A 15,437-nucleotide genomic window follows, 5' to 3' on the forward strand; every position below is an offset into this window, starting at 1 on the left:
GCGCGTTTAGCCGCAACAGAGGTGCAACCGACCGTGTTCAAAGGCCTGTCGCCGATCAACTACAATGGCCGCGAGGTCTGGCCGCTCGTCGAGGGCGGCAAGGGCGTTGCCGCGACCAATCATGCCTCGGCCGGTGCCTGGGCGGCGGCGGGCGGGATCGGCACGGTGTCGGCGGTCAACGCCGACAGCTACGACCCCGATGGCAAGATCATCCCGCAAATCTATCACGCGCTCACCCGCCGCGAGCGGCACGAGGAGCTGATCGAGTATGCGATCGAGGGCGCCGTGCAGCAGGTGCGTCGCGCGTTCGACATCGCCGGCGGCAAGGGCGCGATCAACATCAACGTGCTGTGGGAAATGGGCGGTGCGCAGCGCATCCTCCACGGCGTGCTCGAGCGCACCCGCGGGCTGGTTGCCGGCGTGACCTGCGGCGCGGGCATGCCGTACAAATTGTCCGAGATCACCGCCTCCTATGGCGTCAGCTACCTGCCGATCGTGAGCTCGGGCCGCGCCTTCCGCGCCTTGTGGAAGCGCGCTTACTCCAAGGCCTCGGAATGGCTGGCAGCGGTGGTCTATGAGGATCCTTGGCTCGCCGGCGGGCACAATGGCCTGTCCAACGCCGAGGACCCGCTGAAGCCGCAGGATCCCTATCCACGCGTCAAGGAACTGCGCGAGACGATGCGCGAGGGCGGCATCCCCGACAGCACGCCGATCGTGATGGCCGGCGGCGTCTGGTACCTGCGCGACTGGAACGACTGGATCGACAATCCCGAGCTCGGCACCATCGCCTTCCAATATGGCACCCGGCCGCTGCTCACCCGCGAAAGCCCGATTCCGCAGGACTGGAAGGACCGGCTGACGACGCTCGACGAGGGCGACGTGCTGCTCCACCGCTTCTCGCCGACCGGCTTTTATTCGTCGGCGGTGCGCAACCCGTTCCTGCGCGCGCTCGAGGCGCGCTCCGACCGGCAGATCGCCTTCTCGACGCAGGAAGCGGGCGACCATGTCTTCCAGCTCGACGTCGGCGTGAAGGGCAAGAACTTCTGGGTGACGCGCAACGACCTGCTGCGCGCGCGCGAATGGTTCGGCGCCGGCTTCACCGACGCGCTGAAGACGCCCGACAATACGCTCGTGTTCGTCTCGCCGACCGAGAAGGGGATCATCCGCAAGGACCAGGCGGACTGCATGGGCTGCCTGTCGCAATGCTCTTTCTCGAGCTGGGCGGACACCGAGACCAACTCGACCGGGCGGCTCGCCGACCCGCGCAGCTTCTGCATCCAGAAGACGCTGCAGGACATCGCCCATGGCGGCGATGTCGAGCAGAATTTGATGTTCGCCGGTCATGCCGCGTACAACTTCAAGCAGGACCCGTTCTATTCGAACGGCTTCGTGCCGAGCGTAAAGCAATTGGTCGATCGGATCCTGACCGGGGACTGATCCTGCGCGGTGTCTCCATCCCATCGCCGTTCCGGACGTGATCCGGCACGGCGATGGGAGTGGGGGCGCCACGCGCGGATGACGCGGGCGCCACTGATCGATCAGTCGGCGACGGTGCCGACCACGGCGCCGCCGGTACCGCCGACCGCTGCACCCTTTTCGACGCTGCCGCCGGTCGCTGCGGCGATGCCCGCACCGCCGGCTGCACCGATGCCGGCACCCTTGAGCGTCGAGCAGGCAGACAGGCTGGTGCCGGCGGCGAGCAGAAGGGCGGCGGTGCTGACGAGCTTGATAGTCATGGTTATTCTCCCGGTTAATCTGAGGCCGGGTGAATGCTGCAACGCAGCATGGGTTCCGATCAGCAACGTAATCTTACTGTAACGATCTTGGTTGGCGGCGCTGCCAAGCGCGACGTTGATCCGGGCTACAGCCGTTCGGCAAGGCTCGCCACGGTGCGTTCGGCGCTCTGGTCGCGATCGCTGCATTCGCGCTCCAGCGCGCTGCGCAGCTCCTCGATCTGATGATCGGTCATGTGCTCGATGCCGATGAAGCCGGAGCGGGCGCCCTCGACCGCGCGGATCAACTCGTCGAGCTTGGCCTGCATCGCCGCGCCATCGCGGTTGCTCGAATTCTGGATCAGGAACACCATCAGGAAGGTGATGATGGTGGTCGCGGTGTTGACCACCAATTGCCACGTGTCGGAATAGCCGAAGATCGGGCCGGTGACGCCCCAGATGACGATCGAGGCGACCGCCAGCACGAACGCGCCGGGCTGGCCGGCGAAGGCGGCGATGCCGCTGGCAATGCGGGTGAAGATCCGATCGAGCGTGCCGGCTACATCCATCCTTCGAGCACCTGGTCTGGCGGGCGGTGGCCATCGGCCCAGGCCCGGATGTTCTGGATCACCCGGTCGCCAGACGCGAGCCGGCCCTCGACGGTGGCCGAGCCCATGTGCGGGGTCATGACGACGTTGGGCAGCGCGAGCAGCCGCGGGTCGATGCGCGGCTCGTGCTGCCACACGTCGAGCCCGGCGCCGGCGAGCGCGCCGAGTTCCAGCGCGTCGACCAGCGCGGCCTCGTCGACGATGCCGCCGCGCGAGGTGTTGATCAGATAGACGTGGCGGCGCATCAGCGCGATGCGGCGGCGGTCGATCAGATTGCGGCTGTCGTCGTTGAGCGGGGTGTGGACGGTGACGATGTCGGTGGCGGCGAGCAGATCGTCCAAGTCCGCGTGGAAGGTCGCGCCGAGCTCCGCTTCGAGCACCGCGGGCAGCCGGCGGCGGTTGTGATAATGAATCGACAGGCCGAACACGCGCGCGCGCTGCGCGACCGCCTGGCCGATCCGGCCCATGCCGACGATGCCGAGCGCCTTGCCGCCGATGCGGTGGCCGAGCATGCCGCCCGGGCTCCAGCCGTGCCATTCGCCCGAGCGCACCAGTTTCTCGCCCTCGGCCAGCCGCCGCGGCACCGACACGATCAGCGCCATCGCCATGTCGGCGGTATCCTGGGTGAGAACCCCAGGCGTGTTGGTGACGATGATGCCGCGAGCGCGGGCTGCCTTCAGCGCGATATGGTTCACCCCCGCGCCATAATTGGCGATGAGCTTCAGCCGGTCGCCGGCGCCGGCGATGAGCGCCGCATCGATCTCGTCGGTGACGGTGGGGACGAGGACGTCGCAGCTCGCCATCGCGGCGGCGAGCGCGTCGCGGCTCATCTGCCCGTCTTCGCGGTTGTTGACGGTGTCGAACAGCGCCTCGAGCCGGTCCATCACCGGATTGGCCAGTTCGCGCGTCACGATCACCCGCGGCGTGCTGATCCTGGACGAAGCATGGCGCATATCCGGCATGGCTGATGACGTGGCGGAGTGCGGCGCGGGCGTCAACGCGGTTGATGCCGGCGATGCGCTCGCTACACAGGCAGGGTGAACCACAAGCCCTTGCTCCGCTTCGCCCCTTTCCGCCCGCTGGTGATCGCCGCTGCCGCCGTCGCGACGCTGGCCACTGCCGGCAGTGCGCTCGCCGCCGACGCCAAGAAGCAGCCGCCCTATTTCGCGTCGATCACCGCGGGGCAGGCGCGGATGCGGACCGGGCCGGCGAAGAACTATCCGGCAAGCTGGCTGTACCGCCGCGCCGACCTGCCGGTGCGGGTGCTCGCGGTGTTCAAGGAATGGCGCAAGGTGGAGGATCCGGGCGGCACCCAGGGCTGGATGCTGGCCGGGCTGCTGAGCGAGCGTCGCACCGCGATCGTGCGCGGCGCGGTGCCGCTCGAGATGCGCGACCGACCGTCGGTGGGCGCACGGCTGCTGTGGCGTGCGGCGCCGGGCGTGGTCGGCCGGCTCAGCGCCTGCGCGGACGGCTGGTGCCGGCTCGATGTCAAGGGGCAGGCCGGGTTCGTCGAGGTCGGTGGTCTGTGGGGCGTCGATGCCGGCGAGCGGCTGCCGTGAGCTGACCGAGGGCGCACCACCGCCCTTTCCTCCATCATGCTGAAACGAGTTCAGCATGATGGAGGGGGGGCAAGGGCGGCGCTGCTTAGTTGATCAGTTCCACCGCCATTGCGGTGGCCTCGCCGCCGCCGATGCACAGCGAGGCAAGGCCGCGGCGCTGGCCGGTGGTCTCCAGCGCCGAGAGCAGGGTGGCGAGGATGCGCGCGCCGCTGGCGCCGATCGGGTGGCCGAGCGCGCAGGCGCCGCCGTGGATGTTGACCCGGGCATGATCGAGCCCGAGATCGTGCATCGCGATCATCGAGACCGCGGCGAACGCTTCGTTGACCTCGTAGAGATCGACGTCGCGCGCGTCCCAGCCGGCCTTGGCGAGCGTCTTGCGGATCGCCGACACCGGCGCGGTGGTGAACTTCGCCGGCTCATGGGCGTGGGCGGCGTAGGAGACGACCCGCGCGATCGGGGTGAGGCCGAGCCGCTCGGCGACGCTGGCGCGGGTCATCACCAAGGCGGCGGCGCCGTCGGAGATCGACGAGGCATTGGCGGCGGTGATGGTGCCGTCGGTGGAGAAGGCGGGTTTGAGCGTCGGGATCTTGGCGACGTCACCGCGCGCGGGCTGCTCGTCGACCGCGACGGTGGTGCTGCCCTTGCGGCCGGCAACCTCGACCGCGACGATCTCGCGGTCGAACGCGCCGCTCGCCTGCGCCGCCTGGGCACGGTGGAGCGACTCGATCGCATAATCGTCCATCGCCCGCCTCGTGAACTGATACTCCTCGGCGGTCTCCTCGGCGAAATTGCCCATCAGCTTGCCGGGCTCATAGGCATCCTCGAGCCCGTCGAGGTACATGTGATCGTAGAATGTGTCGTGGCCGATGCGCGCGCCGCCGCGGTGCTTGCGCGACAGATAGGGCGCTTTGGTCATGCTCTCCATGCCGCCGGCGACGAGCAGGTCGACCGCCCCCGCGCCAAGCGCGTTGGCGGCGAGGATCGCGGCCTGCATCCCCGAGCCGCACATCTTGTTGACGGTGGTCGCCTCGACATGGCTGCCGAGCCCGGCGAGGATCGCCGCCTGGCGCGCCGGCGCCTGGCCGAGACCGGCGGAGAGCACGCAGCCCATGTAGATGCTCTGCACCGCCGCTGCGTCGACGCCGCCACGCTCGACCGCGGCCTTGACCGCCGCTGCGCCCAATTGAGTGGCGCTGGCGCCGGCGAGGCTGCCCTGGAACGACCCCATGGGGGTGCGCGCATAGCTGAGGATGACGACAGGGTCGGCGGCGGACATGACAGGCTCTCCGGGTTTATGCTTTGGCGGCTATGTAGAGACGCCCAAGGCAAAGCGGAAGCTGGCTGAATAGGTCGTGCATCGTCTCGCCATGGTTTGGCCGGCGCCGATCATCGGCTAGGGCGAGGCCATGGAAGATTATATCACCGCGATCCGCTGGTTTGCCTCGATCAGCGGCATGATCGCTGCCGGCGTCGTGTCGCTCGACTGGGGGCGGCGCGACACGGGCTGGGCGATGGTGCTGTTCTGCCTCTCGGCGGTGGCGTGGATCACCGGCGCGGTGATCGCCAAGGATTGGGCGCTCGGCACCCAGAATGTGGTGCTGCTGATGATCGATCTGCTCGGCGTCTATCGCTATCTGGTGCGCGATGCCGATGGCTGATGGGTCGCTTGCCGGCGCGGCGCTGTGGGCGGCGATGCTGGGCGGGCTGGGGGCGATCCTCGGCAGCTTCATCGCCGCGCTGGTGAGCCGCTGGCCCGACGGGCGATCGGTGATGCGCGGGCGATCGGCCTGCGACGGCTGCGGGCGGACGTTGAGCAGCCTCGAGCTGGTCCCGCTGCTGAGCGCCTTGTGGCTGCGCGGGCGGTGCCGGAGCTGCGGCGCGACCATCGCGCCGTTGCACTGGATCATCGAGCTTGCCGCGCTGGCGATCGGCGCCGCTGCCGGCTGGGTGGCGCCGGGGGTGGTCGGCGTCACCGGCGCCGTGTTCGGCTGGCTGCTGCTGGTGCTGGCGGCGCTCGACTGGATCGCCTTGTGGCTGCCCGACCGCCTCACAGGGCTGCTCGCGATCGGCGGCGTGGCGGCGGCGTGGCTGGGGGTGGCGCCGGCGCCGGCCGAGCGGCTGGTCGGCGGCGTCGCCGGCTTTGCCGCGCTGTGGCTGGTCGCGACCGGCTATCGGCGGCTGCGCGGGCGCGAGGGGATGGGCGGCGGCGATCCCAAGCTGCTCGGCGCGATAGGGCTGTGGCTCGGCTGGCGGCTGCTGCCGGCGGTGCTGGTGGTCGCAGGGCTGGTCGGGCTCGGCGTGGTGCTGGTCGCGGCGCTGCGCGGGCGGGCGATGACGCGTGACACGCAACTGCCGCTCGGCACGCTGATCGCGGTGGCGGCTTACCCGGCGTGGCTGGCGATGATAGGCTGGGCGCCATGATCGCGTTGCTTCTCGCTCTCGTCCAGGCGGCGGCCCCCATTTCTCCGTCGGTGACTCCCCCCGCCGCCATCCCACCTACGGCCGCGCTGCCGCTCGGGCCGATTGGCCCGCAGGCGCTGCCCGCCAAAGGTTGTGCCGCCTTTCTGTGGAGCGCCGGCGGCGACCGTCAGCTGGTAGCGATGGCGGTGGCCGATCCGGGGACGATCCGGCTCGCGATCGGCGGCAAGACCGGCGACTATCAGCGCAGCGCGATGGCCGAGCAGGGCGGGTTCGGCTTTGGCGGCAGCAACGAATATCGCGGCGGCGATGTGGTCGCGACCCTCGATCTGCAGATCGTCACCAACGCCAATTTAACCAATGGTGCGCAAGTGCCGGCGGGGACGCTGCGGATCGATCGTACCGGCCAGGACACGCTGGTGATCCCGGTCGCCGGGCTGATCGGCTGCCGCGGCTGAGCATGGCCTGCCAGGCTACCGCAAAGTTTGGCTGACGGGTGATTTCCGACGGAACCGTATTGCTACCGGATCGTTGGCGAGGGGCTTGGGGGTGGGTCGAATACGGACATCCCTGCAAAGGGGATTTTGTTGCGCGTGGCTGTTTCGACTCGACGTCATTATTGGCTTGCCGTGGCTCTGGCCGCCGCTTCTCCCGCCGTCGCACAGCTGTCCCAGCCCGGAGTTGCCCCCGCGAAAGGTCCTGACGCGCCCAAGCCCGATGCCGCCCAGGCGTCGCCGGACGGCACCGGCCAGACCGATCCCAACGGCAATGCGCCGATCGTTCCGGAGGCCGAGTTCGATGCGGCGATGCCGCCGCTGAGCGGCGACATCAACGCACCGCTGGAGCCGATGCCCGCCGCGCCGATCGCGCAGGGGACGACGCCGGTACCCGCGCCGGCGACGCAGCCGACGGTGGTGACCACCACCGGCGACAATCTCGGCCCGGTGCCGGTGGAAAGCCCCGAGCTCGCCCAGCCGCTGCCGGCGCTCGCCAGCTACGATACCGCGCCGCTCGAGACCGCGGCCGATATCAAGGACAAGGACGCGCCGCAGATCCGTTATGCGACCGAGCTGAAGGGGCTCGACAAGCTCAAGCTCGATGCGGCGTTCAAGTCGCTGTCCGCGCTCAAGAAGGGCGGCGGCAAGGCGGCCAATGCGACCCAGGTCGCGGCGCGCGCCAAGGAAGACGAATCGCTGGCGGTGCGGCTGATGAAGTCGCTCGGCTATTATGACGGCACCGCGATCTCGACGGTGGAGCAGGTGCCGGGCGAGGACGGCAAGCCGGGTACGTTGCGCGCAACCGTGACCGCGAACCCCGGGCGGCTCTACACGCTGTCGTCGGTGACGGTGAACACCCAGCCGGTGATCCCGGCCGATCTCGTCACGCACAATCTGCCGCTCAAGGTCGGCGACCCGATCGAGGCGGCGCGCATCCAGGGCGCCGAAGCCAATGTCAGCCTGGTGCTGCCGCAGCAGGGCTATCCGTTCGTCAAGGTCGGCGACCGCGACATCCTGCTCGACGATCAGGCGCCGACCGCGACCGGCGCCTATACGCTTCCCGTCGACACCGGCCCACGCAGCAGCTTCGGCCAGCTCGTCACCACCGGCGATCCGGTGTTCAACCTCGAGCATCTCAACGTCTTCCCGCGCTTCAAGCAGGGCGAGCTGTATGACGCGAGGCTGACTGATGACTTGCGCGACGCGCTGGTCGCGACCGGGATGTTCCGCGGCATCTCGGTGGTGCCGCAGCAGACCGGCAAGACCAATCCCGACGGCACCGAGCAGGTCGACCTGCTGGTCAACCAGACCAAGGGCCCGCAGCGCAGCCTGGCGGGCAGCGCCGGCTATTCGACCGGCCAGGGTTTCCGCGCCGAGGCGAGCTGGACCCATCGCAATCTGTTCCCCTACGAGGGCGCACTGATCGGCTCGGTGATCGGCGGCACGCAGGAGCAGGGCCTCTCGGGCACCTTCCGCCGCTCGAATGCCGGCAAGCGCGACCGTACCTTTACCGCGGTGCTCTCGGCCGATCACAGCAATTACGACGCCTATAACGCCTTCACCACCACGGTATCGGCGCGGTGGAGCTACGATTCGACGCCGATCTGGCAGAAGCGCTTCACCTATTATTACGGCGGCGAACTCGTGGGCACCAACGAGAGCGTCTATGATTTCGACCGCGCCGAGGATGTCCGTCGCACCTATGGCATCGCCGCGCTGCCCACCCAGGTGATGTGGGACACATCGGACAATCTCCTCAACCCGACCAAGGGCTATCGGCTCAAGCTCAACGTCAGCCCCGAGACGTCGGTGCAGGGCAGCGTCAGCCCCTATGTGCGCACGATGGTGGAAGGCACCTTCTATTATCCGGTGTCGCCGAGCCTGGTGATCGCCGGCCGCGCCCGCGCCGGCTCGATCGATGGGATCTCGCGCGACGACCTGGCGCCGTCGCGGCGCTATTACGGCGGCGGCGGCGGCTCGGTGCGCGGCTATGGCTATCAGCGGCTCGGGCCGTTCGATCCGAAGGGCGATCCGGTCGGCGGGCGCTCGCTCAACGAGTTCTCGATCGAGGCGCGTTACCGGTTCGGCAATTTCGGCGTGGTGCCGTTCCTCGATGCCGGCAACAGCTATGAATCGAGCCTGCCGACGGCGTCCGACCTGAAGTTCGGTGCCGGAATCGGTGGGCGCTTCTACACCAACTTCGGCCCGCTGCGCTTCGACGTGGCGACCCCGCTCAACCCGCGCAAAGGCGACGGCAAGATCGCACTCTACATCTCCATCGGGCAGGCCTTCTGATGGCCGAGGACAGCGCCGTGACGCAGCCCGCCGACACCACCGTGCACGAGACGGTGATCGTGACCAAGCCCCCCTTGTGGCAGCGGATCCTCAAATGGCTCCTGTGGCTGGTGCTCGGCCTCGTCGTGCTGATCGGCATCGTTGTGTTCGGGATCAACACCGATCCCGGCCACCGCTTCGTCGCCAACCAGATCGGCGGCTACAACACCGCCTCGGGGCTCAACATCAAGGTCGGGCGGATCGACGGCTCGCTCTACGGCCAGATGGTGCTGAGCGACGTGCGCGTGTCCGATCCCAAGGGCGTGTTCCTCACCAGCCCCAAGCTCGCGGTCGACTGGCGGCCGTTCGCCTTCGCCAAGAACCACGTCGACGTCCGCGCGCTCTCGACCGATCTCGTCACGCTGGCGCGGCGACCTGAGCTCAAGGCGACACCGAGCGATCCCAACGCGCCGCTGCTTCCCGACCTCGATATCGACGTCAACAAGCTGCACATCGGCCGCTTCGTGATCGGCAAGCCGGTGACCGGCGAAACGCATATCGTCCGCATCGATGGTGCGGTGCACATCGCCGACAAGCGCGCGCAGCTCGTCACCGATGCCGCGGCGCTGAAAGGCGCCGGGATCGCCGGCGGCGACACGCTGTCGCTGCGGCTCGATGCCGTGCCCGAGCAGAACAAGCTCGACGTCAAGCTGAAGCTCAACGCGCCGGTCGGCGGCGTGGTCGCGACCATGGGCGCGCTCAAGGCGCCGCTGACCGCCAATGTCGATGGCCGCGGCAGCTGGGCCTCGTGGCAGGGCAAGGCGCTTGCCACCCTGGGCGGCGGCCAGCTCGCCAATCTCGATGTCACCGCCAAGAGCGGCCACATCGAGGTGCGCGGCTTCACCAAGCCCGGCCTCTATCTTGAAGGGCCGGTTGAGCGGCTGACCGCGCCGCAGCTCGCGGTCGCGATCGATACGACGCTCAACGACCGCAAGGCGGATACGCGGATCAAGCTGACGTCCGACGCGCTGGCGGTGGACGCCGGCGGCCTGATCGATTTGGCCGCGAGCAAGTTCGGCAATTTCGCGGTCGACGCCAAATTGCTCACCCCCGGCTCGATCATGCCCAACCTGCGCGGCCGCGATGTCACCGCGCGCGTGGTGCTCGACGGCGCGTTCGCGACGCCGACGGTGGATTACAAGGTCAGCGCCGCGGCCCTCGGCTTTGGCACCACCACGGTGGAGAATGTCTACGCCGAGGGCCTCGCCCGCGTGAACAGCGACCGAATCCTGGTGCCGGTGAACGCGCGCGCCAAGCGGGTGACCGGGCTCAACGCCGCGATCGGCGGGCTGGCGACCAACGTGCGCATCAACGGCGATTTCGCCATCTCGATGCCCAACATCCTGTCGGACAATCTCAAGATCCGTTCCGACAAGATTGATGCCACCGCGATCGTCGTCGCCAACATGAAGACCGGCCGCTACACCGGCGCGCTCAAGGGGCGGGTGAACGGCTACCGCGTCGAGAGCATCGGCATCATCAATCTCGACACCGACGCCAAATTGGTGCCGGGGCCGAACGGCGGCTTCGGCATCACCGGCCGTGTCGCCGCGCGCACCACCCAGCTGTTCAACAGCGGCGTGCGCAACTTCCTCGGCGGCAACGCCGTCGTCCGCGCGGACATCGGCTACAGCCCGGAAGGCATCGTCACCTTCCGCAACCTCAGGATGAACGCGCCACAGTTCCGCATCACGCGGGGCGACGGCCGTTTCAATCCCGCCAATGGCGCGGTGCTGGTCAGCGCCGATGCCTATTCGACGCAATATGGCCCGCTCAATGCGCGGGTGACCGGCAGCGCGACCGCGCCTGTGGTGGTGCTGCATGCCGCGCGTCCCGGCGTGGGCGTCGGCCTGGTCAACCTCGATGTGCGCGTCGTCGGGCGCGGCGGCGCCTATGCGGTGACCGCGAGCGGCGGCACCAACTATGGGCCGTTCACCGCCGACGTGCTGGTCAACCCCAGCCCGCAGCTGACGGTCGACGTGCGCCGCGTGGTGTTCGCCGGGATCGTCGCCAACGGCCGGGTCGCCGCGACCAAGGCGGGGCCGTTCGCGGGCCGGCTGCAGTTTGCCGGCCGCGGCATCACCGGGGCGGTCAACCTCGGCAACCAGGGCGGCTATCAGCGCGCCGACGTTGCCGCGCGGGCGTATAACGCGACCATCCCGGGGCTCGCCGATTTCACCGTCGGCCGCGCGATCGTGAACGCCACCGTGGTGATGTACCCCAAGGCACCGTCGGTCGTCGCCGACGTCCAGGTCGCCGACACCCGCTACAACAGCGTCGTCATCCAGGCGATGCGCGCCAAGGTGAACTACCAGAACGGCAAGGGCAGCGCACAGGCGCTGCTCACCGGGTCGACTGGCGTGCCGCTGCGGGTGGCGGTGAACGCCCAGCTCTCACCCAACAATTATCTGGTTGCCGCGCAGGGACAGGCCAATGGCATCGCCTTCCGCACCGTCAATCCGGCGCGGATTACCGGCGCCGCCAAGGGCTATGCCCTGGCACCGACGCGGATCGATTTCGGCCAGGGGCCGACGGCGGGCTCGGCGCGGGTCGCCGGCTCGTTCGGCGGCGGTGTCACCGCGGCGCAGGCGCGGCTCGACCGGCTCAACCTGTCGATGCTCTCGGCGTTCATGCCCAACCTCGGCCTGTCGGGCGCGGTGACCGGCAGCCTCGACTATCGCCAGCAGGGGGCGGCGATCCCGCAGGCCGATGCGCGGCTGACGATTGCGGGCTTCCAGCGCACCGGGCTGGCCGCCGTCTCCGAGGCGGTCGACGTCCAGTTCGTCGGCAAGCTGCTGCCGGACGGCGGTGAGGCGCGGGCGCTGATCAAGCGCGGGCCGACCACGATCGGCCGGCTGGTCGCGGGGCTGCGACCGCTCCCGCCTGGTGCCGGCTCGTGGACGACGCGGCTGATGCAGGCGCCGCTGTCCGGTGGGATCCGCTACAACGGCCCCTCGGCGGTGCTGTTCAGTCTCGCCGCGCTCCCCGAGCAGCAGCTTTCCGGGCCGATCGCGGTGGCGGCGGACTTTGCCGGCAAGGTCTCGGCACCGCAGCTCAACGGGCTGATCCGCGCCGACAACCTGACCTATGACAATGAGGCTTATGGCACTCGCCTGTCGCAGATGAAGATCGGCGCGCGCTTCACCAACGACCGGCTCGAACTGACCAACCTCAGCGCGCGTGCGGGCGAGGGCACCTTCCAGGCGCAGGGCAGCGTCGGGCTGGCGGCGGACAGCGGCTTCCCGATCGACATGCGGGCGACGCTGAAGGACGCGCAACTCGCCAAGAGCGATGCGCTGAGCGCCACCACCTCGGGCACCATCCACTTCACCAACGGCCGTGACGGCGGGCTGGTGCAGGGCGATCTGGTGATCCCGAACGCGCGCTACGAGATCATCCGTCAGGGCGCCGCCGAAGTGCCCGAGCTGACCGGTGTCCGCCGCAAGAGCCAGATCGTGACGCCGCGGCCGACCGATCGGCCCAAGCCCGCGCCGGTGAGCACGATCAAGCTCGACCTGCGCGTCCGCGCGGAGAACCAGCTGTTCGTCTCGGGCATGGGACTCGAATCCGAATGGGAGATGGACCTCAGGATCGGCGGCACCTCGGCGGCGCCGGTGATCTCGGGCGGGCTCGACCTGGTGCGCGGCACCTATTCGTTCGCGGGCAAGCGCTTCGAGGTGAACCGCGGCACGATCCGCTTCCGCGGTGGCGCGCTGACCGATCCGGACATCAACATCGAGGCGACCACCACCACGGATGGCATCACCGCGGTGCTCGATATCACCGGTACCGGCCAGCGCCCGCAGATCGCTTTCACCTCCACCCCGACGCTGCCGCAGGACGAGGTGCTGAGCCGGCTGCTGTTCGGCACCAATCCGGAGAATTTGTCGGCGACCGAGGCGATCCAGCTGGCTTCCGCGCTCAATTCGCTGCGTGGCTCGGGCGGCGGCGGGCTCAACCCGCTCGGCAAGCTGCGTTCGGCGACCGGGTTCGACCGGCTGCGGATTCTCGGCGCCGACGAGGCGACCGGGCGCGGCACCAGCCTCGCGGCCGGCAAGTACCTGACCGACAACATCTATGTGGAGATCGTCACCGACGCCAAGGGCCAGACTGCGACCCAGCTGCAGATCGCGCTGACCAAGGCGCTGAGCCTGCTCACCTCGACCGGATCGTTCGGCGGCTCGGACGCGCGCCTCAAATATTCCAAGGATTATTGAGGAACGCGCCGCCGCGGGGCGAGAGGCCATCGCCGTATCCGGGATACACCGGAACGGGAGGATCGATGGCCGCGTTTTTGGTGATGAGTGGGAGGGCTAGGGCGCGCGACAAGCGGCAAGGTAGATGCCTGCCGTTTGATTCCAAGCCCGGCGTCTCGGTACAGGCCTCAAGCGACGGCGTTGCGCCGTGACGCAGGCCTTGAGGCAAGCAGCAGCGTAAGGGTGGCGAGCGTATCGCGGACGGGTGAGGCCTGCGGCAGGGCATAGCACGCGCATGGGGCGGGGTCGGGTAGCCGTGCGGCGTGCCGATCGATCATGCTGCAGTTTGGTTTATTTGGGCAGGCGCCTGATGCGTGCCGCTGGAGCTGGCCTGGTTGAGCGGGTGATTCGCACCTTGATGGATGGGCGTGGTGGCCGGCTGCTATGGGGTTGGCGAAGAAGATTAGCGGCGGCTGACCGCGGTCAGTTGCCGGCTCGGAAATCACGGACAAACGGGGATATTTCACCCACCGCCGCGCCGCCGAGCCGGCGGTAATCAGCTTACCAGGGCTTGATGTCGTGGCCGTAGATAAGTGCGATGATGAATGCCAGCATGCTTATGCTCCCTTATTATCCACCCGAAGGTGGTTAACATACTTAACAACAAATTAAGCATCTCTCAACCGCGTCCTGCGCGTCGCTCGACGGTTAACGCCCACTGAATCGGTTGCTATCTTAAGGGTATTTCAAGGGGTGGCGGGTAGCGTCGCGGCCATGACTGTCGCCCCACGCCCAAGCCGTGAACGCCTGCAGGTTGCCAAAGCAGGGCAGGCCGTGGCCGCCGTGGATCCTCGTCCGGGGATGTCGGTCGTCGGCACCTTGCAATTTCACCTGCTGATCGAGCTGGCAAACTTCCGCGAGTTGCGTCGGCTGCTCGGATGCGCGCGCGCGGAGCTGCTGGTGGGCGAGGTGGTGGAGCGGCTACAGACGCTGCTGCCCGAGGCGATCATCTCGATCGTGAGCCGGACGCTGATTGTCTGCTGTCTGCGTGGCCGCGAGGCTGCTGAACTGGACAGCTGCATCGCTGCGGTAGAGCAGGCTTTTACGGCGCCGCTGGTGATCGATGAGGAGCTCCATACGGTCGAACTGACCTTCGGCGCTGCCAGCGCACCGCTGCACATCGTCGACGAGGTGCGGATGGCGGAGGAGGCCGAGGCGGCCTTGGTCGAGGCGCGCGCCGCCTACCGCGCGGTGACCCATGCGGTGGAGGCGCACCTTCCTGCCGACATCCGGCAGATTGCGCGCGAGTTGGAGCATGCGATCGACAACGACCAATTGTTGCTGCTCTACCAGCCCAAGATCCACGTCCGGCGACAGGAGATCGGCAGCGCCGAGGCGCTGGTGCGCTGGCATCACCCAGAGCGCGGAATCATCCTGCCCAACGACTTCATCATGATTGCCGAAGAGTGCCATCTGATCGGCAAGATGACGCTGTGGACGATCCGCCAGGCGATTGCCGATCAGCGTATCCTCGCGGCCGACGGCCATGATCTACGACTGTTCATCAACATTTCCGGGCAGCTGCTGGCAGATGCCGCGTTTGTCCGGGCGGCCTGCGATCTGGTTGCGGGGAGCGATGCCAAGCTCGGATTCGAAATCACCGAGACGTCCGTCATTCGCGATCCCGGCAGCGCCATCGCCAACCTCCAGGTGTTCGCCGACTACGGCATCACCATCGCGATCGACGATTACGGCGCGGGCTTGTCGTCGCTCGCTTATCTGAAGCAGCTCCCCGCCCGCGAGCTCAAGATCGACAAAATGTTCGTCACCCAGCTGACCAGCTCCAACCGCGATCCGCTGATCGTGCGATCGACCATCGATCTGGCGCACGCGCTGGAAATGGAAGTGGTGGCCGAGGGGGTGGAAACGCACGCTGCGCTGGCGCTGCTGACGGTGATGGGTTGCGACATGGTGCAGGGTTTCTTGATCAGCAAGCCCGTCACTCTCGATGCACTGACCGTTTACTTGAACGATGGCAAAAAGGCACCGCCAGTACCGAACGCACGGCAAACCTTCGCTACCTTGGCAGCTGCACGAAAGCTTTGATGTGACA

General features: G+C 68.0%; 12 protein-coding genes. 8 read left to right on the forward strand and 4 right to left on the reverse strand.

What is annotated here, in order from left to right:
• Positions 1 to 33: 33 nt before the first annotated feature.
• A complete protein-coding gene (locus tag AC07M8_RS02650) occupies positions 34 to 1,437 on the forward strand; it encodes an NAD(P)H-dependent flavin oxidoreductase (protein ID WP_495172864.1) in 1,404 nt (467 codons plus the stop codon).
• A gap of 101 nt (positions 1,438 to 1,538) precedes the next feature.
• Here the strand turns inward: AC07M8_RS02650 and AC07M8_RS02655 are convergent, their stop codons facing one another.
• From AC07M8_RS02655 to AC07M8_RS02665, 3 genes are all read right to left on the reverse strand, one after another.
• Entirely contained in the window at positions 1,539 to 1,736 is a 198-nt protein-coding gene (locus tag AC07M8_RS02655; RefSeq protein WP_267396863.1) for a YMGG-like glycine zipper-containing protein, read from the reverse strand.
• Between the two features lie 125 nt (positions 1,737 to 1,861).
• The gene (locus AC07M8_RS02660; RefSeq protein ID WP_495172865.1) at positions 1,862 to 2,281 is read right to left on the reverse strand and encodes a low affinity iron permease family protein; all 420 of its coding nucleotides are present in this window, start codon (positions 2,279 to 2,281) and stop codon (positions 1,862 to 1,864) included.
• A complete protein-coding gene (locus AC07M8_RS02665; RefSeq protein ID WP_495172866.1) occupies positions 2,272 to 3,282 on the reverse strand; it encodes a 2-hydroxyacid dehydrogenase in 1,011 nt (336 codons plus the stop codon). Before AC07M8_RS02665 ends, AC07M8_RS02660 begins: the two co-directional genes overlap by 10 nt.
• A gap of 75 nt (positions 3,283 to 3,357) precedes the next feature.
• Between AC07M8_RS02665 and AC07M8_RS02670 the strand changes: the two genes are divergently transcribed.
• Entirely contained in the window at positions 3,358 to 3,879 is a 522-nt protein-coding gene (locus AC07M8_RS02670; RefSeq protein ID WP_267396866.1) for an SH3 domain-containing protein, read from the forward strand.
• 85 nt (positions 3,880 to 3,964) lie between these two features.
• Here the strand turns inward: AC07M8_RS02670 and AC07M8_RS02675 are convergent, their stop codons facing one another.
• Complete coding sequence (locus tag AC07M8_RS02675; protein ID WP_495172867.1) at positions 3,965 to 5,155, reverse strand: acetyl-CoA C-acyltransferase; 1,191 nt, start codon at positions 5,153 to 5,155, stop codon at positions 3,965 to 3,967.
• 130 nt (positions 5,156 to 5,285) lie between these two features.
• Between AC07M8_RS02675 and AC07M8_RS02680 the strand changes: the two genes are divergently transcribed.
• The 6 genes from AC07M8_RS02680 to AC07M8_RS02705 all read left to right on the forward strand — a co-directional run bounded on the left by AC07M8_RS02680 (position 5,286) and on the right by AC07M8_RS02705 (position 15,430).
• Positions 5,286 to 5,537: a hypothetical protein gene (locus AC07M8_RS02680; protein ID WP_495172868.1), complete on the forward strand. Its 252-nt coding sequence runs from the start codon at positions 5,286 to 5,288 to the stop codon at positions 5,535 to 5,537.
• Positions 5,524 to 6,300, forward strand: a complete 777-nt coding sequence (locus AC07M8_RS02685) for a prepilin peptidase (protein WP_495172869.1) — start codon at positions 5,524 to 5,526, stop codon at positions 6,298 to 6,300. The genes AC07M8_RS02680 and AC07M8_RS02685 overlap by 14 nt, the downstream gene beginning before the upstream one ends.
• The gene (locus tag AC07M8_RS02690; protein WP_495172870.1) at positions 6,297 to 6,755 is read left to right on the forward strand and encodes a hypothetical protein; all 459 of its coding nucleotides are present in this window, start codon (positions 6,297 to 6,299) and stop codon (positions 6,753 to 6,755) included. Before AC07M8_RS02685 ends, AC07M8_RS02690 begins: the two co-directional genes overlap by 4 nt.
• Before the next feature lie 171 nt (positions 6,756 to 6,926).
• Positions 6,927 to 9,089 (forward strand): autotransporter assembly complex protein TamA, encoded by a 2,163-nt coding sequence (locus tag AC07M8_RS02695; protein ID WP_495172871.1) that lies wholly within the window; start codon positions 6,927 to 6,929, stop codon positions 9,087 to 9,089.
• Positions 9,089 to 13,345 carry a translocation/assembly module TamB domain-containing protein gene (locus AC07M8_RS02700; protein ID WP_495172872.1) on the forward strand — a complete coding sequence of 1,419 codons (4,257 nt, stop codon included), beginning with the start codon at positions 9,089 to 9,091 and terminating at the stop codon, positions 13,343 to 13,345. Before AC07M8_RS02695 ends, AC07M8_RS02700 begins: the two co-directional genes overlap by 1 nt.
• 813 nt (positions 13,346 to 14,158) lie before the next feature.
• Entirely contained in the window at positions 14,159 to 15,430 is a 1,272-nt protein-coding gene (locus tag AC07M8_RS02705; RefSeq protein WP_495172873.1) for an EAL domain-containing protein, read from the forward strand.
• Positions 15,431 to 15,437 lie beyond the last annotated feature (7 nt).

The organism is Sphingomonas sp. GW821-FHT09E03 (assembly GCF_059416225.1).